Raw genomic sequence first — 20,291 nt, forward strand, 5'->3', positions numbered from 1 at the left:
TTCCGGCGGCCGATGGATTTCAAATACTCAGTGCACTGCGCAGGCGGGATGCTGACACCTCATGTGGCAAGAGGCCGATACGACGGGCAATGCGCCCTTTGTCACGGCACATTTGAAGAGCCAACAGATGATCACACGCCGAGACATACTCACCGCCGTCACCACCGCAGCATTCGTCACGGTGTTTCTGCCTGTGCAGCTTCGTTTCGATGTGGCGTCGGATGGAATGCTGATCAGCATCGCCCAGGCACAGGCGCAAGGCAATGGCGGTGCAGGGTCTGGGGGCGGAGCCGGCGGTAATGGTGGCAAGGGAGGCTCGGGTCAGGGTGGCTCGGGGCAAGGTGGTTCTGGCTCGGGTGGCTCTGGTCCCGGTGGCTCTGGCCCAGGTGGTTCAGGCCAAGGCGGGTCAGGGCAGAGCGGCGGCTCAGCGGGTGACGGCGCGGATGGCGGATCGAAGGGTGACGGGGGCAAGGGCGGCTCTGGTAGCGGTGCGCCGGGAGAGGGCAATCGCGGGGACGCGCAAAATGCCGGAACGTCGGGGACACCCTCGGATGCTCCGGCGAATGGAGCCGTGACAGATGGACCGCAGAACACCGGCACCCAAAAGGACAATGCGATCGGGACGGAACCCGAGACACCGGACGTCTCGGCCGAAGGACGGAAGAAGACCTCTAAGAATTCGCGCTCGCTGTCTGTTCGTCATGCGAACGGAACCACAGAGCGGATCTCAGGCGATCGGTACGAGATGCGGGATTCACGGCAAAGACCGATCGTGAACCGCGAGGCCACACGATCGGACCGAAAGAGACTTGAGACGCTAAGCCGCTAACGGATACCGCGCTAGGCTGCTCCGCCCGTCCGACTTTCGGTCGCATCCCTAAGGGCCAGCGCTGCTTCGGTGCGGTTGGAGACTTTGAGTTTCGACAGAATGCGCGTCATGTGGTGCTTGACCGTCTTCTCATGCAGATCGAGCAGTTGCGCCACCCGCTTGTTGCTGAGACCCGATGCCACGAGGTTGAGGACTTCCTGTTCGCGATCCGTCAATTCCGCCATCAGATCCTGCTTGGCGGCATTTTCCCGTTCCTTTGCCATGCCGGCGAGAAGCCGGGCGGAGAGGCTAGGGGCCAGGTAGGGTTCTCCAGAGGCAACGGTGCGGACGACATCGGCCAGTTCGCGGGATCCGATGCCTTTCAGAACATAGCCTTTGGCTCCAAGCTTCAGGGCACCTGCAATGTCCTCGTTGGCTTCCGATACGGTCAGCATGACGATCTTGATAGGGGGCCAGGCCTCGACGGCGCCGGCGACAGCCTGCAGTCCGTTTCCGGGCATCGAGATGTCCATCAGCATCACGTCGGGGCGTATATGCTCGACGATATGAAGCGCCTCGTCCTTAGAGCCACCTTCCGCCACGATCTCGAAACCCTCCATTTCAGAGAGGCTGCGGATCACTCCCTCGCGAAACAGCGGATGGTCGTCGATGACGGCTATTCTGGTTGGGGCTTTCATACATGCTCCGATTCATGAACGTTCAGCGACATTCTGACCGTTGTTCCACGAGAAGACGTCGCGAGATCAAAGGTTCCCCCGAGGCTTTCAATCCGCTCCCTGAGACCAGCGATCCCTAATCCTTCCGGCCTCATAGTGGATTTGTCGAAGCCGGGTCCATCGTCGCTTACCTCGACAATGATCATGTTGCCTTCGTAGGTTTGGGTGACTGTCTGGTTTGCGCCAGCGGCGTGCCTGTATCCGTTGTTCAACGCTTCCTGGACAAACCGGTAGATACAGATCTTGGCGGAAGGAAGAAGCGGTCTGGCGGGCGATGCGACGTTGAGGTCAACGGTCGCCGCAGTCCGCTCGCGGTGAGCGCCAACGACCTTTTCGAGGATTTCCGGCACAGCTGCCGTCTCGATCTGCGGCAGGACAAGCCCGCTGCAGATGCTGCGGATCTCATCCATCGCTTCCTGCAAGCGCGCCTTGATTGCAGCAATCTCCGCTTCCCGGACATCGCGGGGAGCTTCCGGATCGACCAGGAGCGCGCTGTCGACTCGCAGCGCCGCATAGGCGACAAGCTGGGCGGGGCCGTCATGCAGGTCGGCGCCCAGCCGCCGGAGGTAGCCTTCGTTCAACGCTGTTGCGCGTTGCGACGCGCGCTGTGCACGGCTGTGCAAGGTCCTGTTCTGGGTCAGCAGGCTCTGCAGGTCCACCACCCGCTCCGTGAGGCTGCGCTGCTGCGCCTCGATCATCCGGCTGCCCCTGAAGACGATCGCCGACAAAAGCAGGAAGAACGTCGTCGTGACCCCGGCGACGGCCAGCCAGCTCTGAAGGCGCGCCTGCGACAGGCTTTGCTGGAAATCATCGGCGATCTCGTAGAATTCCGTGACCGCGATCACCTCGCCGGACCACGGCTGCAGAATCGGATTGTAGATTTCGAGAAGCGGCTTTCCGAAACTGCGCTGATCGAAACTTTCGGCATCATCGACATAGTCGAACTGTGCGACCATCTTGCCGGAAAAGGCTGCGGTCAGATCCTTGCCCGGCGGGAAACGTTTGCCCTGGATCGTTTTGTCCGTCGCATAGAGAACGGTGCCGTCTGCGCGCCATAGCCTGAAGGAGACGACCTGCTTCCCGAGAGCGCCCTGACCGAAGGTTTCGTCGAGAACGCGGTTGGTCACGTCGTCGAGCGTGTCCGTTGTCTTGAGATCCGGCAGGATCGGCGCAATGATGCTATCGACATAGAGTGCGGTGGTGGCCGCAGAATTGCGTGTGACCGCATCCTCGATGAGGTTCGTCACGAAGGCGCCGACCAGCAGCATTGCAACGATGGACACGATGCCGCCGGCAAACAGAAATTGCCGCGCCAGCGTCTGTTGGTTCCAGCGTTCCAAAATTCCTGTCTTCAGCAATGCCCCGGGGCCTCGATTGATCGAACCATACCTATGGCAGCCGAAAGCAGGATCAATTGTGGCCGTGTCGCGAAAGGAGCGATGATGCCTCCACAACACATTCTTCATGCACCTTCTTTGCCTTCACGTCTCTTCTGCCTATCTGTTGCAGCAATGAAACCGACAACGACGTCGTCGCCATCGCGGCTGATGATGCAAACCCGGAGACGATGCCGTGCTGCAACGCCTGAGAACGATCATTGCCGAGCGGTTCATGACGTTTGAGCCTCTTGGCCTGATCATGTTCTCACTCCTGGCCGGTAGCCTCTTCCTGTTCATCAGCCTGACCGGTATCGTGATCGATGGCGAAACGCACGAATTCGACGAACGGATACTGCTTGCTCTGCGCCAGGCAGGCGACCCTTCGGTGCCCATCGGGCCCTACTGGCTGACCCATGCCGTCGGTGACATCACCGCGCTTGGCGGCATTACCGTGCTATCGCTTATGACCGTGCTTGCCACGATCTATCTTCTGCTCGCGGGCCGCCGCTCGATCGCCGTCTTCATGTTTCTATCCATTCTCGGCGGTTGGCTGCTCAGCAACCTTCTCAAGCTCGGCGTGGCGCGGCCAAGGCCGGACATCGTACCGCATCTCGTCAATGTCCACGACCTGAGCTTCCCGAGCGGGCATGCGATGCTTTCGGCGGTGACCTATCTCACCCTTGCGGCGCTGCTGTCCCGTGCCGAACAATATCGCTCGACCCGCATCTTTTTCCTCGCGACCGGCATCCTGCTGACCCTGCTGGTCGGTCTCAGCCGCCTCTATCTCGGCGTTCACTATCCAACAGACGTGATGGCGGGGTGGTGTGCGGGTGCAGCCTGGGCTGCCGGCTGCTGGATTGTCGCACGACGGTATATTTCGTCACGCGCATCTTGAATGAAGCGACCGCGTCGGGAATGAGTGGGCAAACGAAAAGGCAATAGTGATGGCGGACATGCAACTCGACGAACTGTGCGACCTTATCCTGAAGACGGAGGAGGGAAAGTCTCGCTCGCTCATCGCGGTCGCAGGACCGCCCGGAGCGGGGAAGTCGACACTGGCCGACATTCTGGCATCCAAGCTCTCCGGACGGGGGGAAACAGCCGAAGTCCTGCCGATGGATGGTTTCCACATGGACAACGGCATTCTCGAGGAGCGCGGATTGCTCGCCCGCAAGGGGGCGCCCAATACGTTCGACCTGCGCGGTTTTATCGATGTCGTCCAGGCCGTGAAAGCGGCCGAGGATGAAGTGCTCGTGCCCGTGTTCGACAGGTCGCGCGAACTCGCGATCGCTGCGGCACGGGTCGTCTCGCCACGCCATCGGTTCATCGTGATCGAGGGCAACTATCTTCTGCTGGGCGAGGGTGGCTGGGAGCGTCTTGCACCGCTGTTCGACTACCGGATCCTGCTCGCCCCGCCGATCGAGGAGTTGCAACGGCGTCTGGAGGCGCGATGGACGTTCTACGGTCTCGCCGGCCAGGCGTTCGAAGACAAGATCCACGGAAACGACATGCCGAATGTTCGGTTGGTGCTCGAAAAATCGAAGGGCGCCGATCTGGTTCTCGAAAGACTGGATCTCGAAGCTGCACGATAAGTGCTCCCGGGGGTCTACACAGATCGACTTCGTGATCCAAATATAACAGGGTAACGATCACAGAGGACGGGTGAAAACCAATGCGATCACCCAACACGCTGCTATCCCTGTTGTCCGAGGACGACTACTCGCACGCGGAACGCTGCATGGAGGAGCTCGAATTGCCGCAGGGCATGCTCCTTTCCGGGCCGGACGAAGTCGACCGATACTGCTATTTCCCTTATTCCGGGATCGGGTCGACCGTCGCGATCTCTGCGCGCGGCAAGCAGTCCGAGATCGGACTGTTCGGGCGGGAAGGCATGTCTCCCGCGTCGGCGATACTGGGATCCGATCGTAACCCGTACAAGGTCATCATGCAGGTTCCGGGGCACGGCGCACGCATCGAGGTCGGGCAGATGGTTGACCTCATCTGGAGCAGGCCGGAGATACGCCGGGTCTTTTTCCGGTGGGCGCATGTTTCTTCGGTGCAAGTTGCTCTGACTGCGCTGACCAATGCCACCCAGACGATTGAGCAGCGTCTGGCCCGATGGATCCTGATGTGTCACGACCGGACAGGCAGCGACGAAGTCAACCTCACGCACGAATTCCTGGCAATCATGCTTGCCGTCCGGCGTCCGAGTGTAACGACCTCGCTGCATGTGCTCGAAGGTCGGCAAATGATCCATTCGTATCGGGGAACGATCGTCGTGCGAGACCGTCCGGCGCTAGAGAAACTCGCAGCCGACTGCTATGGCGGAGGTGAGGTTGAATATCAGCGCGTGATGGAGATGTCAGCGTCAGTCTAAGCTCTGGCTGAAACCGCGGCGAGCTTCTGCTCGACGACGGAAACGACGAACGCTGGATCGGCCGGCTTGTCAATCCAGACGCCATCGCTGAAGAGCTCGTTTTCCCAGTCCTGCGGCTTTTCACTGCCCGAGTAGACCACGAATGGGATGCGAGCGTCATGCAACACCTGGATGACCCCGTAGCAATCACCGTCGGTCAGATGAAGATCGAGAATGACAATGCTCGGAACATTCTTCTGCAGCCATTCCAGCGCAGCTTGTTTCGAGCGCAGATTGATAACGTTATTCAGCCCAGCAGCCCCGAGCGCGTCCTCGATATCCAACGAAATGAGCGGCTGATCTTCAAGCAATAAAATCATATGTTTCGACAAACCAGTTCCAAAGGGTCACTGTGTTGAAAGCGCGGATTCGTTCTAATCAATTTGCTTCGGACTTTGTCCGTTGGTCTGATAGCGTACCGACGTTGGGAAGCGGGTTGTCTCGCTTATTTTATGGACATAGATGGAATCATTCTATTCAGGCGGAGATATCTCCATAGGCCGAGCAGGCTGGTCTCTGCCTTCAAGGGTTGGCGATGGGTGACATTCAGAAAGATACGGTCCGGAATTCGCTTCTCCGGCTGATGCCCCGAGAAAGCTTCGAAGCAATTGCGCCGCATCTCGAACATGTCGATCTTCCGCGCGGAACCGAGCTATCGGCTCCGAACGAAACGCCCCTGCACGCCTATTTCCCGGAATCCGGTATCGCCTCGATTGTGGCGAGGTCTCCGCAAGGGCAGCATGCTGAGATCGGAATTTTTGGTCGCGACGGAATGACCCCCACGGCGATGGTCCTTGACGCGGAATCGGACCCCTATTCGATCTTTATGCAAGTGGAGGGCCGTGGTTACCGTCTGGCCTCAGATCAGTTGAAGCTGGCTTTGAAGGATCGCGCCTGTCTCAACCTTCTGACGCGCTACAGCCAGGCCCTGTCGGTCCAGGGGGCCTACACGTCACTGTCCAACGCCGTCCATCACATCGACGAACGTCTGGCCCGGTGGATCCTGATGTGTCACGATCGGACCGACGGCGACGAGATCAGCCTTACCCACGAATTCCTCTCGATCATGTTGGCTGTCCGCCGACCGAGCGTGACGACGGCCTTGCATCTGCTCGAAGGTCGCAAGCTGATCTACTCCGAGCGTGGCATGATCATCGTCAGAGACCGTAGCGCACTCGAGGATTTCGCCAAAGATGCCTACGGGGAATGCGAGCGGGAATACGAGCGTCTGATCGGACCCTTGAGGTAGAAGTCGACCTCAGTTTGTCGCCGCGGGCAGGGAGAACTCCCCAACCTTCGTTCCCTTGTAGTCGCGAACTTCAATCATTGGTGAGACGGAAGGACGACCCTGTCGCAACCGGTCGGCCATGATTTCGCGCGCAGACGCCTCGGCCTCGGCCAGGGCGCTTGGAAGATCCGGAAGATCGTTGCCTTCTTCGTCTTCGATCAAATCTTTGCCGTCACGAACGTGGAAATAAAATCGGGGCATGTGGGTACCTAGCGAGCTTTTTATTCATACCCGCGAGGCTCGCTTAGGTTCCAGATCCGTGTTCATGTCGGCAAAGACTGTACGGTTGCGTACATAGGCTCAGGCGCGCTCTTCCCAGAGCTTGGCCAGTTCAACGATCGTGTCGACCGCCTTTTCCATATCCTGGCTGCTGACCCATTCCAGCGGGGAGTGGAATGCATGGCCGCCGGCAAAGATGTTGGGGCAGGGCAGGCCCATGAAGGATAGCCTTGAACCGTCAGTGCCGCCGCGGATGCTGCCGCGCTTCGGCGTCAGACCGGCCCGCTTGATCGCATCGATCGCATTCTCGACGATCTCAGGATGACGGTCGAGCACCAGCTTCATATTGCGATACTGCTCGATGACGGTGAACGTGTAGGTCGAACCGGGATAGTCGTGCATGACGTCCTTGACGATATCCTCGAGCAACGTCTCCTTGGTCTTCAAACCCTCGTCGGCGAAGTCCCTGATGATCAGGCTGATCTTTGCCTTCTCCATGCTGCCGCTCAGATCCGTCGGATGGATGAAGCCGTCCCGGCCTTTCGTCGTTTCCGGCGCCATGTGTTTTGGCAGGCGATCGACGATGGCGCCGGCGATGCGGATCGCGTTCTCCATCCGGCCGTAGGCGAACCCGGGGTGGATCGCGACGCCGGTGATGGCGATCTCGACCCCGTCGGCAGAAAACGTCTCGTCCTCGATCGTGCCGACTGTTTCGCCATCCAGCGTATAGCCGAAATCGGCGCCGAGTTTTTGAATGTCGACCTTTTCCACACCGCGGGCGATCTCTTCGTCGGGCGTGAACAGGAGGCGGATGGCGCCATGCTTGATGTCGGGGTTGTCGATCAGGTATTTCGCGGCCGTGACGATCTCGGCCAGCCCCGCCTTGTCGTCGGCGCCGAGAAGCGTCGTGCCGTCGGAGGTGATGATGTCGTGGCCGATCTGGTTCTTCAGTTCCCTGTGCTCGCTCTCGCGGATCACGCGACCCGCGTGGCCGGGAAGTGCGATATCGCCGCCCTGGTAGTTACGGATTACCTGCGGCTTGACATCGGTGCCGCTGAAGTCAGGTGCCGTATCCATATGCGCGCAGAAGCAGACGACGGGCACGTTGTTCTTACCCGTATTGGATGGCACCGTCGCATATACATAGCCGTGTTCGTCGAGATGCGCATCTGAGAGGCCGATCTCCAGCAGTTCTGCGACCAGAACACGGCCGAGCGTCAGCTGTTTCGAGGTCGATGGCTGGGTGGGTGAGGAGGCATCCGACTGGGTATCGATGACGACGTATCGGAGGAAGCGGTCGGTAACGGTATCGGTCATGAGCAAATATCCGGATCAAATCAAAGCCGGACTGTAGCCTGACATCTCCAAAATGCAAAAGGTCCCGTGCTGGACGGGACCTTTGATTTCAGGAGCGATGACTATCCGACTTGAACAGCCTCGGCCTACTTGAACAGAGCCGGCAGCCAGAGCGAGAGGCCGGGGATATAGGTGACCAGCAGCAGCACGAAGATGCTGGCGCCGAAGAACGGCCAGATGGTCTTCATGGCTTCGCGGATGGTGATCCCGCCCACCGCGCAGCTGACGAAGAGCACGGTTCCGACCGGAGGCGTGTTCAGTCCGATACCGGCGTTGAGGATCATTACCACGCCGAAATGGACGGGATCGATGCCGAACGCCTTGACGACCGGCAGCAGGATCGGCGTCGCGATGATCACCATCGGCGCCATGTCCATGAACGTGCCAAGCACCAGCAGGATGATATTGATCATCAAGAGCACGATGATCGGATTGTCAGAGATGGCCGAGATCGCGGCGATGATCAGCGTCTGCACCTGCAGGAAAGCCATCAGCCAGCCGAACGAGGCAGCCATGCCGATCACCAGCAAGACCATTGCCGTGGTGCGGACAGCACCCATAACCGCTTCGACGAAACCATCCCAGTTCAGTTCGCGATAGACGATCATCGCGACAAGGAAGGCGTAGAGTACCGCGATGCAGGAGCTTTCCGTTGCCGTGAACACGCCCGAGCGGACACCGCCGAAAATGATGGCGATCAGGAGGATGCCCGGGAGCGACGCCAGGAAGTAGTAACCCACACGCCTGAAGCCGGGGAACGGGTCCGCCGGGTAACCGCGCTTGACGGCAACCCACCAGGCCGTGACCATCAAGGCGGCGGCGAGAAGCAGTCCGGGAATGATGCCCGCGGTGAAGAGATCGGCGACGGAGACATTGCCGCCGGCTGCGATCGAATAAAGGATCATGTTGTGCGACGGCGGGATCATAAGCGCGATGATCGCAGCATTTGCCGTCACGTTGACAGCATAATCCCGGTCATAGCCGCGAGCTGCCATCTGCGGGATCATCAGGCCGCCGACCGCCGAAGCGTCGGCCACCGCAGAACCGGAAATGCCACCGAACAGGGTCGAAGCGACCACGTTGACCTGGCCGAGGCCACCCCGCATGTGGCCGACCAGGCCGGCCGCAAAGCGGATCAGCCGAGTGGCGATACCGCCGCGTACCATCAGGTCGCCTGCGAAGATGAAGAACGGGATCGCCATCATGGCAAACACGTTCATGCCGGAATTCATCTGCTGGAAGACGACGATCGGGGGCAGGCCGATATAGAGCACCGTCGCGAAGGATGCGATGCCGAGGCAAAATGCGATCGGCATGCCGATGATCATCAGAAAGGTGAAGGCGCCGAAAAGAATGGTATAGGCCATTATGCGGCCTCCTGCACAAGTACGTCCGCTGCGATTTCCTCGCCGATCGCGACGTCGATGAAACGTTCGAGTGAAAAGATCGATATCATTGCGCCACCGACGATCATCGGAAAGAAATCCGTACCGCCGGGCCATCCGAGTACGGGGATGCGCGCCGTCCAGGTCCCGATCGCCAGAAGCGATGAGTAATAGGCCATGCCGATGCCAAACAGCACGATCAGTCCGAGGCTGAGCAGGTCCATGGCCCGCTGGATGGCCGGCGGCATGATGTAGCGAACAACGTCGAGCCCGAGATGGACGCTTTCGCGAACACCGACCGCAGCGCCAAGCATGATGAACCAGGACATCAGATAGAGCGACAACGGCTCCGACCAGCTGGGACTATCGTTGAGAATATAACGGCTGAAAACCTGCCAGCCGACGATCAGGGTCATCGAGACCATGCCGATACCGGCGATCCACAATGATGATCGGCTGATCATGCTAAGAACAGGTCTTATCGCCTGCATGAAATTTCGCATTGTCCCGTCCTCCAAAGCCCGACACGTTCCCCGATGTCGGAAAAGCACAGCCGACCCCGGTGTGGCGGGGCCGGCCGATCAGGGCTGTCAGTTGACGGCCTGGATTTCTTCCAACAGGCTCTTCATCTTCGCGTCGGTCACGAACTTGTCGTAGACCGGCTTCATCGCGGCCGAGAACTCGTCCTTGTTGACGGTAATGACCTTGACGCCGCCGGCGCGGACCTTTTCTTCCGAAGACTTTTCGCGGGCAGCCCACAGTTCGCGCATCTTGACGACGCTGTCCTTCGCGGCCTGGCGGATGACCTTCTGGTCATCGGGCGTCAGCTTGTCCCAGGAGACTTTCGACATGACCAGAATTTCCGGGTTCATCGAATGCTGGGTCAGCGAATAGTTCTTGGCGACCTCGTAATGACGGGCCGATTCGTAGGACGGCCAGTTGTTTTCAGCACCGTCGACAACGCCGGTTTCCAGCGACGAGTAGACTTCGCCCATCGGCATCGGCGTCGGGTTGGCACCGAAGGCCTGCATCATCGCGATCCAGAGGTCGGACTGCTGGACGCGGATCTTCATGCCCTTGAGGTCGGCCAGTTTTTCGACCGGCTTCTTGGTGGTGTAGAAGGAGCGCGCGCCGCTGTCGTAGTAGGCCAGACCGATCAGGCCGTGTGGTTCGAAGGCGGCAAGGATCTTGTCGCCGATCGGGCCGTCTACGACCTTGTGCATGTGGTCGGTCGAGCGGAACAGGAAGGGCAGGCCGAGAACGACCGTCTCGGGGATGAGGTTGTTGAACGGCGCGGCATTGACGCGGTTCATGTCGATGACGCCGAAACGGGTCTGCTCGATCGTGTCCTTCTCGCCGCCGAGAACCGAGTTGTTCATCACCTGCACGCCGATGCGGCCGCTGGTGCGTTCCTTGACGAGGTCGCCCATGTATTTGACTGCTTCGACAGTCGGATAGCCATCAGGATGGATATCGGCAGAGCGCAGGGTGATCTCCTGCGCGCGGACGCTTGTATGGGCCGTGGTGGTGGCCAGCGCCAGGCAAAATGCGAGCCCGAGGGCTTTCGTCAGTTTCATGTCTTCCTCCTCCAAAAAGCCGTCGCCTCCACGCGCCGGCGGTGATTAAATTTATTTGTTCGATGCACTCCAGTCCGGAAGGCCAAACAGCTGTTCCGGGTTCTTCACGAGCGCCAGCTCAAGCGCTTCTTCGTCCGCCAGCCAGCTTAGAACCGTGTCGGTCAACGCGACGTCGTCCGGATAGTCCTTCTGCTCGCGTGCAAGGTTGTGCGGCCAGTTGCTGCCCCAGACGATGCGTTCAGGCGCGTAGGCGGCGATATCGCGCGAGAAGGCCGCGACATCGGCATAATCAGGTGCGCCGGACTTCGAGGACTCGTAGACGCCTGCAAACTTGAACCAGCATCTGCCGATATCCATCAGTCGCTTCAGCGCTGCGATTTCCGGGCCGTCAGGCGTTGCGCCTGAGAAGAACTTGCCGTGATGGTCGAACACCCAGCGGCTCTTGAGTTTGGCAAGGCGTGGCTCATGCTCAAGGATATTGCTGCCGTCGAACTGGACTGCGAGCATCCAGCCGCGGGCGGCAGCCTTGGCGTCGAGTGCTTCGAGCGCCGAAAGGTCCACTGCACCGCCGGGCAGATCCATGATGCGCAGGCCGACGATACCGGCTTCGGCGAGTTGGTCGAGTTCGCCATCGGAGACATCACCCGCGACTGCAGCGACGCCACGGGCAACATCGCCCATTTCCTTCAGGCAGGCGACCAGGTTGGTGTTGTCGCGCTGGTGGGCATTGCCCTGCGTGATCACGACACGATCGATGCCGAGCCATGCCATGAACTGGCGATACTGCTCCGCATCGGGAAGTGTGCCGACCGGCAGGCCGGGGCCGCCGGGCTGCGATGGGAAACCCGGCAGATACATATGCATCTGCGAGTCGACCGCGCCTTTTGGCAGTTTCGTCTTGGGCGCGTCTCCGGAGAGCGGACGAACAAGCATCAGACCTCTCCCGACTTCGGTTCAGGCATTTTGAATTCCTTCAGCGCGTCGCGGTTGATCTCGATCCCGAGGCCTGGGCCATCGGGGATCTGCACCACGCCTTGCCGATGTTCGATCGGCGTTTTGATCACCGCCTGGCGGAAAGGGTTGTCGGTGCGATCGAATTCGAGAATGGGTTCGATCGGATTGACTCGAACCGGGCTCGGGATCATCGCGGCCATGAACTGCAGGGCGGCGGCGATATGGACGGCCGTGCCCCAGACATGGGGCACAACGCGGATACCATGAAGCGCCGCGAGATCGGCGACGCGCTTGGCCTCGGTAAACCCGCCGACGCCTGCAAGATCGGGCTGGAGAATGTCGACGGCGCGGGTTTCCACCGGCTCGCGCATGCCCCATCGGCTGTGCCAGGTTTCGCCGCCGGCAACCGGTATCGGCTGGCGGGCACGGACTTCGCGGTAGGCGGAGAGTTGTTCCGGCACGACGGGCTCTTCGAACCAGTCGATATCGTATTGTGCCGCCGCGTTGCCGAGTTTGACGGCTTCGATGGTGTCATAGCCGTGGTTGGCGTCGATCATCAGCCGCATTTCGGGACCGGCTGCTTCCCGCACGGCGCGGATGACGCGAAGGTCTTCCTCGACGCCGAAGCCGATCTTGATCTTGGTCGCGTGGAAACCTTCGTCGCGGTAGCGGGCCACATCGCGGGCATTGTCTTCGACGCGGTCGACGCCGTCGCGCTTGAAGCTGCCGGTGGCATAGGCCTTGACGCTTTCGCGAAAACGGCCTCCGAGCAGGATCGAGATCGGCACGCCGAAATGCTTGCCCTTGATGTCCCAGAGCGCGATGTCGATGCCCGAGAGAGCAGTCACGGCAAGGCCGCGCTGGCCCTGGTCACGCAATGCGTTATAGAGCTTCGCCCAGATCTTTTCGGTTTCCAGCGGGTTTTCGCCGATCAGCCAGTTTGTATACGCCGCCACCACAGCTGCGTTGGGCCGGGCCGGGCCAAGGCATTCGCCCCAGCCGATGGTTCCGTCGTCGCACTCGATCTCGACCAGGATATGGGCGCGGCGGTCGAAGCGCATCGAGGCGCTTTCGAAGGCGACATCCAGCCTGTGTTCAAGAAGGTGGGTGCGGACCGAAGCGATCTTCATAGGTTCACCGCTTCTGATCGCCGATGAGCTTCAGCAGGATCTGCTCTTCTTCTTCCGTCAGGTCATCAAGCGGCGGGCGGACCTTGCCGGCATCGAAACCCTGCAGACGCACGCCGGCCTTGATGGCCGAGACGGCATAACCCTTGCGGCGGCCGCGAAGCGCCATGAACGGGTAGAAGAATTCGGTGAGGATCTGTTCGCAGCGGGTGCGATTGCCGGCCCGCAGCGCCTTGTAGAACTCGACGGCAAGACCGGGCACGAAGTTGAAGACGGCCGACGAATAGGTGGTGAAGCCGGCACCGAGATAGGCTTCGGCGAACAGTTCCGCCGTCGGCATGCCGCCGAGATACATCAGCCGGTCGCCCATCGTGGCCGTGATCTGGCGCACGAGGCCGATATCGCCGGTGCCGTCCTTGAAGCCGATCAGGTTAGGGCATTCGTCGCAGAGACGCTGCAGCGTGTCGACCTGAAGCACGGAGTTGTCGCGGTTATAAACCATGACGCCGATGCCGACCGACTGGCAGATCGCCTTCACATGCTTGTACAGGCCTTCCTGCGGCGCATCGATCATGTAGTGGGGCAGAAGCAGAATTCCGTCCGCGCCTGCTTTCTCGACCTTCTTTGCAAGGTCGACGCCGACACGGGTGCCGAAGCCGCAGCCCGACACGATCGCGGTCTTGCCGGACGCTTCCTTGGCGGATTTCACGATGGCGGGAATTTCGTCGGGGGCCAGCGAGAAGAATTCTCCGGTGCCGCCGGCGGCAAAGAGAACGGGCGCCTCGAAGCCGGAAAGCCACTCGATATGACGCTGATAACTTTCAGGCTGAAACTGGCCCTCGGCATCGAAATGGGTCACAGGGAACGACAGCAGGCCGGCGCCAAGCGCTGCCTTGATCTCTTCAGGCGTCATGTAGTGTTATCCTCTCAGTGTCTCCTCCAGACAATGTTGTCGTACATGTATGATGAATTTGTGTCAACACGTCATCTGACAGATTGGCGAACTTCGCGCAGGAGCGTCCGGTAGCGCAGTTGCGCGCCGCGCAGATGGCTGCGCATGGCCTGCCTTGCGCCTTCTTCGTCGCCTTCCGAAATTGCCACGACGATCGCGTCATGCTCCTTGTCGAGAAGGGCGATATAGGCCGCCTGATCGGATTCGGAATCGTCCGGACGCAGGGCCGCACGGGGGATCAGCCGCTTGCCGATCATGGTCAGGAACTCGCGGAAACGTGGGTTGTTGGTCGCTTCTGCAATGGCGAGATGCAGTGCAAAATCCGCCTCGCTGGTCGGCTTGTCTGCCTCGAGACAGGCGCGGACGGCATGGTGGTGCTCGAAGATACTCTCTTCCTGTGCCGGCGAGCGGCGCACCGCTGCAAGGCCTGCAGCCTCGACTTCGACGGCGGTTCTGAGCTCCAGGAGCTCGATCATCGAGGACACCTGAGCAAGATCGATATTGTTGAGCGAGAGCATCGTGGGCTGGTTGTTTTGCCGTGGTTCCAGCACAAAGACGCCGGCACCCTGGCGCGCTTCCACAAGACGGTCGGCGCGGAGTGCGGCGATCGCCTCGCGCACAACGGTGCGGCTGACGCCGTGGGTCTCCGTCAGCTGCGCTTCGCTTGGCAGCCGCGCACCGGCCGTGAACTGACCGGCGGCGATCGCCTGGCGCAATGTATCCGTCAGCTGAGACACCAGCGTTCCTGCACCCTTTGCCGGCTCCAGCCTCGTCTCTCCAGCCATGCGTCTCTCCTTGCGCTCTCGTTATCTGCTCCCGTTAACCTGTATGATAAGTCGGCTTCGTTGTCACGGCTTTTGCTTATGGAGCCTTTGCGGCAGTTGAAAGCGGCCGCACTTGTCTCTAGGTTGCGGCATTGATTTCAGATGTCGGGTGATGAGTGCGCGAGAGAGTTCGGTGTATCGGTCTGTTGTGTGCTCTTAGTCTCTGGCCGGCGGCAGCCCAGGCGCAGTGGAAGCCGGTGGAGCAGGTGAAGACCTATCCGGTCAAAGGCACGTCCGGCATCGAGCTCTACTCCTCGATCGGCGAAAACGGCCCCAAGGTCGGCAGCCAGGTTCGGGCGATCGCCCATACGGATTTCAAGCTGACCTGGTCGCGCAAATACGAACCGCAGCAGGATGGCGCCTGCACGCTGGTTTCGGCGCGGCCCAACATCATCATCATCTACACGCTTCCGAAGCTGACTTCGAAACTGTCGCCAGCGCTTCAGCAGAAATGGGACGCGTTCACCGCAGGTGTGCGCCGGCACGAGCGGGTCCACGGCGCGATGATCGAGGATCTCGTGCGCCAGATCGAGGCGGCCAGTATCGGGCTTTCGGTGCCTAACGATCCGAAATGCACCAAGGTACGGGCTGAACTCCAGAGCAAGATCGCCGTCATCTTTCCCGCCCATCAGCAACGCAACCGGGATTTCGACAAGGTAGAACTCGGCGATGGCGGCAATGTGCAGCAGCTGATCCTCCAGCTCGTCAACGAGCGCTAGAGACAGGCGAATTTTTCAAAGGAAGCTTTCAATGACGCAGGTTATTTCCGCTGGTGATGTCGATGCCGAGGCTCTGATCGAAGAGCTGAAAGAGTGGGTGCGGATCGAGACACCCTCCGGCAATGCGGCGGCGGTGAACCGTCTGGTTGATCGCGTCGAAGCAATCGCGGAAAAGGCCGGGCTTTCCATCGAACGGCTGCCGGGCACGCTCGGGTTCGGCGATATTCTGGCGGTCCGATCACCCCGGCAGGCAGGGAGCAACGAGAGATCGGTTCTGGTGCTCGCTCATCTGGATACGGTCCATGCGATCGGCGTGATCGATAACCAGCTCCCACTTCGCCAGGACGGCGACAAGCTCTACGGACCCGGCATCTACGACATGAAGTCCGGTGCGCTGATGGCGCTGGAGGCGTTGAAGATCGCGGTTGCAAAGGGCAGCAGAATGCCGGTCGATCTCGTTTTCGTGCCGGATGAGGAGGTCGGAAGCTTTTCGTCGCGGGCCTTCATGGAGGAATGCGCACGCAGCGCCGGTTATACGCTGGTGGTGGAACCGGCGCGCGACGGCGGCAAGATCGTCATCGCCCGCAAGGGTGTGGCGATGTACGATATCGTCGTGCGTGGCCGGGCCTCGCATGCGGGCACACGGCCACAGGACGGACGAAGCGCCGTGCGGGCGGCAGCAAGGCTTGTGCTCGATCTGGAGGCGCTGAACGACACGGAGCGGGGCATTACCGTCACGGTCGGCACAATCAGCGGCGGCACCGGCCGCAATACGGTGCCGGCGGAATGCCGCATGCAGGTGGATGTGCGCGTGCCCGACGATGCGGCCGCCACGGAAGTCACGGCGAAGATCGCCGCCATGCAGCCGGTCGATCCGGATATTACGTTTGAGATCAATGGACAGATGAACCGGCCGCCATTCGCGCAGTCGGATGCGGGGCGGAGACTGTTCGATAGCGCAGCGAAGGTCGCAACGGATCTGGGCATCGCGCTGGAGGGCGTCACGACCGGCGGCGGTTCCGACGGCAATTTCACCGCAGCGCTTGGCGTGCCCACGCTCGATGGCTTGGGCGCTGATGGCGCAGGAGCGCATACGTTCGAAGAGTATATTTTGCTGTCGAGCGTTGCGCCGCGGACGGCCCTCTTGGCCAACCTGATGATGTCGCTCGAGCCCGAAGCCTGACGGGTGCCGCTTTGTGAACGGTGCGGCACCGGCCGCACCCATCACGGCATCTTTTCATCGTCCAGAAATTGCGTCCATATGGCTGATATCGAAGACCAATCGGGAATTCCGACATGACCAGCGGCCTGCACCACATCACCGCCATCACCCGCAAGATACAGGCGAATGTCGACTTCTACGTCGGCTTCCTCGGATTGCGGCTTGTGAAGCGGACCGCCGGTTTCGAGGATGCGCAGCAGTTGCATCTGTTTTACGGCGACGGTGCCGCATCGCCCGGATCGATCGTGACGTTTCTTGCCTGGGAGGACGGATCGCTCGGCCGGGTGGGGCATGGGGCGCCAAGCGAGATCAGCCTGGAGATTTCGCCGGAAGCGATCGGCTTCTGGCTAACGAGGGCCCTCCAATATAACATCAAGCTATCCGGGCCGGCGCAGGAATTCGGCCAGCCCGTGCTGCGCCTAACGGATCCGGACGGGATCATCGTCAAGCTCGTCGGCGTCGAGGAAACGGGACCCTGGGTCTGGTGGAAGGATGGTGGCATTGCCGAAGAAAACGCAGTCCGCAGGCTTTACGGCGCGACGATCCTTTCCGAGAAGCCTCAGGAGACCGCTGAATTCCTTGTGAGGCATATGGGGTTGGCTGTTGGAAGCCGGGAAGGCAACATCCAGCGGCTGGTTTCGGATGCGCATGATATCGTCGATGTCCGCGACGCTTCAGGCTTTTGGACTGCAGCACCGGGGACGGGCGCGATCGATCATATCGCGTTTCGCGCCACCGATCGCGCGGCGGTCGAAGCGGTGCATGCAGAGCTTGCTGCTGCCGATTCGGGCGAGATGAACATCCACGACCGGCAGTATTTCCATTCGCTTTACGTGCGCGAGCCGGGCGGCACGCTGATCGAACTCGCCTCGGACGGGCCGGGTTTTGCCACCGATGAACCGGTCGAGACGCTCGGAAGCCAGCTGTTCATTCCGAAGCATTTCAAGGCGGACCACGAGGCGCTGAAGGTGATGCTGCCGCAGTTCGGTCTGCCGGGCGAGGAACGCGTCATCTACCGCGACCTGCCGTTCGTGCATCGGGTCCACATGCCTGACAACTGGGACGGCACGACGCTGGTGCTGATGCACGGCACCGGCGCCAACGAAACGGCGCTGCTGCCGCTCGGCCGAAAGGCGGCACCCAATGCGATGCTGATCGGTTTGCGCGGCCGCTCCGTGGACGAGGGCTATCCGCGGTTTTTCCGCAGGCTCAGTCAGACGACGTTCGACCAGAAGGAGATAGCCTCGGAAGTGGAGGCTTTCGTCGGGTTCATCGAGGATATCGCTCCGGCCTATGGCGCGGATCCGGCGCGCACCGCGTTCCTCGGTTATTCCAACGGCGGCAACATGATCGGAGCGACGATGCAGCTTTACCCTGAGCTGATCCGCAAGGCAGTGCTGCTGCGCTCAATGAACGTGCTGGAAGACCGACCCGTCGTTGATCTTTCCGGGGCAGAGGTCCTGTCACTCAGCGCCATCAACGATTTTTACGGCCCACTTGCCGGCGAGATCGAGGACAGGCTACGGACGGCCGGGGCCGACGTGACGGCCCGGGTACTCGATGCCAATCATGGCCTCGACGCGGAAGACGAGGTCATCGTGCACGAATGGCTCAAGGAGCGGATTGGTTGACAGGTAACGTGTTCACGACCGGAAACGACAAGCCGGTATTCTGTGCCGATATCGGCGGTTCGTTCATCAAGTTCGCGGTGTCGCCGAAGCCTGGCGTCATCGAGCCTCTGGAGCGGGTTCCAACACCCGCGTCCGACTGGGATGCGTTCGTGGCAGCGCTGTCTGACCTGATCGCGCGGCATGCCCATCTGGTTAAAGACAATGACTCGACGCCGCTGGCGTTGTCGATCACCGGGATCGTCGATCCCAAGACCGGCGTTTCGATTGCCGCCAACATTCCCTGCATCACAGGACGTCCCGTGGCGGCGGAACTTTCCGCGCGGCTCGGAAGGCCGGTCGTTGCGGCCAACGACGCCGATTGTCTGACGCTTGCCGAAGCCAGTGAAGGTGCCGGCAAGGGCCATGACGTCGTGTTCTGCGCCATCATCGGCACCGGGATCGGCGGTGGTCTGGCGATTGGTGGCAAGCTGGTGCGCGGTGCGGGCGGCGTGACCGGCGAATGGGGCCACGGGCCGATCGTCAATACGACCGTCGAGATCGCCGGCGAGACGATCCACATTCCGCGCCTGGCCTGCGGTTGCGGCCAGTCCGGCTGTGCCGATACGGTCGGCGGCGCACGCGGGATAGAGCGTATCGACGGCCTGCTCCATGAGAGAGCCGAGACCAGTCACACGATCATTGAAGACTGGCAGGCCGGCGATGCGTTGGCGGAAAAGACGATCGCCGTCTGGCTGGAACTGATTGCCGATCCCCTGGCGCTCGCGGTCAACACGACAGGGGCGTCGGTCGTGCCCGTCGGAGGGGGACTGGCCTCCGTTTCGGCACTGATCGACCTGCTGGACGGAGCAGTGCGCAAACGCATCCTCAACCGGATAAGTCACCCATTGGTGATCCCGGCGCTTCGGCAGGCGGATGGTGGGCTGGTCGGGGCAGCGGTGCTCGGCCGGCAGGAGGGCTGATGGCGATGCGGATCACGCTCGAAGTCTGTGTCGATACGCCTGAGGGGTTCGAGGCGGCTGTGGCAGGCGGGGCCGACCGGATCGAACTCTGCGCGGCGCTCGATCTGGGCGGACTGACGCCCTCGCCGGGGCTGATGGCACTGGCGGCGAAAGCGTCGACCCCGGTCTATGCGATGATCCGACCGAGGGCAGGGGATTTCGTCTTCGGTCTCGGTGACGAGGCCGCGATGCTCGGCGATATCGACGCTGTGCGGTCCGCCGGGTTGGCGGGTGTGGTGATCGGTGCGAATCTGGCCGACGGCCGTCTCGATGTGGCGCTGCTCGAACGCCTGATGCGACATGCTGACGGTCTCGGTGTGACGCTGCACCGTGCCTTCGATCTGGTGCCTGATCCGGTTGAGGCCCTCGACGTGGCGATGACGCTCGGCGTTGAGCGCATCCTGACGTCCGGGCTGGTTCCGCGCGCCATAGACGGCGTGAACCTGTTGAAGCAACTGGTCGATCAAGCCGGGACACGGTTGTCGATCATGCCGGGCAGCGGGGTCACGCCGGCAAACGTTGTCGAATTGTTGAACTGCACCGGTGCCCGCGAGGTCCACGGCTCCTGCCGCGCTGTTCTCAAGCGCGGTGACAGCAGGGCTGTCGAGTTCGGTTTTGAGGCTACGCAATCATACCGGACAAGCGAAGTCATCGTGCGCGAGATGCGGACGATCTTGGATGGTGTCGGCAGCTGAGGGT

At 61.0% G+C, this 20,291-nt stretch carries 22 protein-coding genes; 10 read left to right on the forward strand and 12 right to left on the reverse strand.

All coding sequences use genetic code 11. The features are described 5' to 3' along the window. Positions 1 to 127 precede the first annotated feature (127 nt). The gene (locus ASG19_RS23875; RefSeq protein ID WP_156466473.1) at positions 128 to 829 is read left to right on the forward strand and encodes a hypothetical protein; all 702 of its coding nucleotides are present in this window, start codon (positions 128 to 130) and stop codon (positions 827 to 829) included. A gap of 11 nt (positions 830 to 840) precedes the next feature. On the opposite strand, the gene ASG19_RS10130 is transcribed toward ASG19_RS23875, so the two are convergent. Beyond that, positions 841 to 1,506, reverse strand: coding sequence for a response regulator transcription factor (locus ASG19_RS10130; RefSeq protein WP_062455995.1), 666 nt, complete (start codon positions 1,504 to 1,506; stop codon positions 841 to 843). Continuing rightward, the gene (locus ASG19_RS10135; RefSeq protein WP_348271489.1) at positions 1,503 to 2,885 is read right to left on the reverse strand and encodes a sensor histidine kinase; all 1,383 of its coding nucleotides are present in this window, start codon (positions 2,883 to 2,885) and stop codon (positions 1,503 to 1,505) included. The genes ASG19_RS10130 and ASG19_RS10135 overlap by 4 nt, the downstream gene beginning before the upstream one ends. 271 nt (positions 2,886 to 3,156) lie before the next feature. Between ASG19_RS10135 and ASG19_RS10140 the strand changes: the two genes are divergently transcribed. From ASG19_RS10140 to ASG19_RS10150, 3 genes are all read left to right on the forward strand, one after another. Next, positions 3,157 to 3,819, forward strand: a complete 663-nt coding sequence (locus ASG19_RS10140) for a phosphatase PAP2 family protein (protein ID WP_062457946.1) — start codon at positions 3,157 to 3,159, stop codon at positions 3,817 to 3,819. 58 nt (positions 3,820 to 3,877) lie between these two features. Beyond that, positions 3,878 to 4,516 (forward strand): nucleoside triphosphate hydrolase, encoded by a 639-nt coding sequence (locus ASG19_RS10145; RefSeq protein ID WP_062457949.1) that lies wholly within the window; start codon positions 3,878 to 3,880, stop codon positions 4,514 to 4,516. 146 nt (positions 4,517 to 4,662) lie between these two features. Further along, on the forward strand, positions 4,663 to 5,301 hold the full coding sequence (locus tag ASG19_RS10150) for a Crp/Fnr family transcriptional regulator (protein WP_244476135.1): 639 nt from the start codon (positions 4,663 to 4,665) through the stop codon (positions 5,299 to 5,301). On the opposite strand, the gene ASG19_RS10155 is transcribed toward ASG19_RS10150, so the two are convergent. Next, positions 5,298 to 5,651, reverse strand: a complete 354-nt coding sequence (locus ASG19_RS10155; RefSeq protein ID WP_210168446.1) for a hypothetical protein — start codon at positions 5,649 to 5,651, stop codon at positions 5,298 to 5,300. The two genes, ASG19_RS10150 and ASG19_RS10155, sit on opposite strands and share 4 nt — an antisense overlap. Positions 5,652 to 5,875: 224 nt before the next feature. Here ASG19_RS10155 and ASG19_RS10160 point away from each other — a divergent pair, with 224 nt between their 5' ends. Continuing rightward, positions 5,876 to 6,589, forward strand: coding sequence for a Crp/Fnr family transcriptional regulator (locus ASG19_RS10160; RefSeq protein ID WP_062456004.1), 714 nt, complete (start codon positions 5,876 to 5,878; stop codon positions 6,587 to 6,589). 9 nt (positions 6,590 to 6,598) lie between these two features. Here the strand turns inward: ASG19_RS10160 and ASG19_RS10165 are convergent, their stop codons facing one another. The 9 genes from ASG19_RS10165 to ASG19_RS10205 all read right to left on the reverse strand — a co-directional run bounded on the left by ASG19_RS10165 (position 6,599) and on the right by ASG19_RS10205 (position 14,983). Further along, complete coding sequence (locus tag ASG19_RS10165) at positions 6,599 to 6,829, reverse strand: hypothetical protein (protein ID WP_062456007.1); 231 nt, start codon at positions 6,827 to 6,829, stop codon at positions 6,599 to 6,601. Between the two features lie 99 nt (positions 6,830 to 6,928). Continuing rightward, a complete protein-coding gene (gene pepT / locus ASG19_RS10170; RefSeq protein WP_062456009.1) occupies positions 6,929 to 8,164 on the reverse strand; it encodes a peptidase T in 1,236 nt (411 codons plus the stop codon). Positions 8,165 to 8,289: 125 nt separating this feature from the next. Beyond that, positions 8,290 to 9,570: a TRAP transporter large permease gene (locus ASG19_RS10175; RefSeq protein WP_062456012.1), complete on the reverse strand. Its 1,281-nt coding sequence runs from the start codon at positions 9,568 to 9,570 to the stop codon at positions 8,290 to 8,292. After that, the gene (locus ASG19_RS10180; RefSeq protein ID WP_062456015.1) at positions 9,570 to 10,091 is read right to left on the reverse strand and encodes a TRAP transporter small permease; all 522 of its coding nucleotides are present in this window, start codon (positions 10,089 to 10,091) and stop codon (positions 9,570 to 9,572) included. The genes ASG19_RS10175 and ASG19_RS10180 overlap by 1 nt, the downstream gene beginning before the upstream one ends. Positions 10,092 to 10,178: 87 nt before the next feature. Continuing rightward, on the reverse strand, positions 10,179 to 11,165 hold the full coding sequence (locus ASG19_RS10185; RefSeq protein WP_062456018.1) for a TRAP transporter substrate-binding protein: 987 nt from the start codon (positions 11,163 to 11,165) through the stop codon (positions 10,179 to 10,181). 51 nt (positions 11,166 to 11,216) lie between these two features. Then, positions 11,217 to 12,098, reverse strand: a complete 882-nt coding sequence (locus ASG19_RS10190) for an amidohydrolase family protein (RefSeq protein ID WP_062456021.1) — start codon at positions 12,096 to 12,098, stop codon at positions 11,217 to 11,219. Next, on the reverse strand, positions 12,098 to 13,249 hold the full coding sequence (locus ASG19_RS10195; RefSeq protein ID WP_062456024.1) for a mandelate racemase/muconate lactonizing enzyme family protein: 1,152 nt from the start codon (positions 13,247 to 13,249) through the stop codon (positions 12,098 to 12,100). Before ASG19_RS10195 ends, ASG19_RS10190 begins: the two co-directional genes overlap by 1 nt. A 4-nt stretch (positions 13,250 to 13,253) precedes the next feature. Next, positions 13,254 to 14,159, reverse strand: a complete 906-nt coding sequence (kdgD, locus tag ASG19_RS10200; protein ID WP_062456029.1) for a 5-dehydro-4-deoxyglucarate dehydratase — start codon at positions 14,157 to 14,159, stop codon at positions 13,254 to 13,256. Between the two features lie 71 nt (positions 14,160 to 14,230). Next, the gene (locus tag ASG19_RS10205) at positions 14,231 to 14,983 is read right to left on the reverse strand and encodes a FadR/GntR family transcriptional regulator (RefSeq protein ID WP_062456032.1); all 753 of its coding nucleotides are present in this window, start codon (positions 14,981 to 14,983) and stop codon (positions 14,231 to 14,233) included. A 185-nt stretch (positions 14,984 to 15,168) separates the two neighbouring features. On the opposite strand from ASG19_RS10205, the gene ASG19_RS10210 reads away from it, so the two are divergent. From ASG19_RS10210 to ASG19_RS10230, 5 genes are all read left to right on the forward strand, one after another. Beyond that, positions 15,169 to 15,741, forward strand: coding sequence for a DUF922 domain-containing protein (locus tag ASG19_RS10210; protein WP_244476136.1), 573 nt, complete (start codon positions 15,169 to 15,171; stop codon positions 15,739 to 15,741). Between the two features lie 31 nt (positions 15,742 to 15,772). Further along, positions 15,773 to 16,924, forward strand: a complete 1,152-nt coding sequence (locus tag ASG19_RS10215; RefSeq protein WP_062456038.1) for a M20 family metallopeptidase — start codon at positions 15,773 to 15,775, stop codon at positions 16,922 to 16,924. Between the two features lie 113 nt (positions 16,925 to 17,037). Next, positions 17,038 to 18,594 (forward strand): VOC family protein, encoded by a 1,557-nt coding sequence (locus ASG19_RS10220; RefSeq protein ID WP_062456041.1) that lies wholly within the window; start codon positions 17,038 to 17,040, stop codon positions 18,592 to 18,594. After that, positions 18,591 to 19,553 carry an ROK family protein gene (locus ASG19_RS10225; protein ID WP_244476137.1) on the forward strand — a complete coding sequence of 321 codons (963 nt, stop codon included), beginning with the start codon at positions 18,591 to 18,593 and terminating at the stop codon, positions 19,551 to 19,553. Before ASG19_RS10220 ends, ASG19_RS10225 begins: the two co-directional genes overlap by 4 nt. A gap of 5 nt (positions 19,554 to 19,558) precedes the next feature. Next, positions 19,559 to 20,287, forward strand: a complete 729-nt coding sequence (locus tag ASG19_RS10230; protein ID WP_062457952.1) for a copper homeostasis protein CutC — start codon at positions 19,559 to 19,561, stop codon at positions 20,285 to 20,287. The last annotated feature ends 4 nt before the right edge of the window (positions 20,288 to 20,291 follow it).

The sequence above is a fragment of the Rhizobium sp. Leaf306 genome, from assembly GCF_001423425.1.
Taxonomy (GTDB): domain Bacteria; phylum Pseudomonadota; class Alphaproteobacteria; order Rhizobiales; family Rhizobiaceae; genus Neorhizobium; species Neorhizobium soli.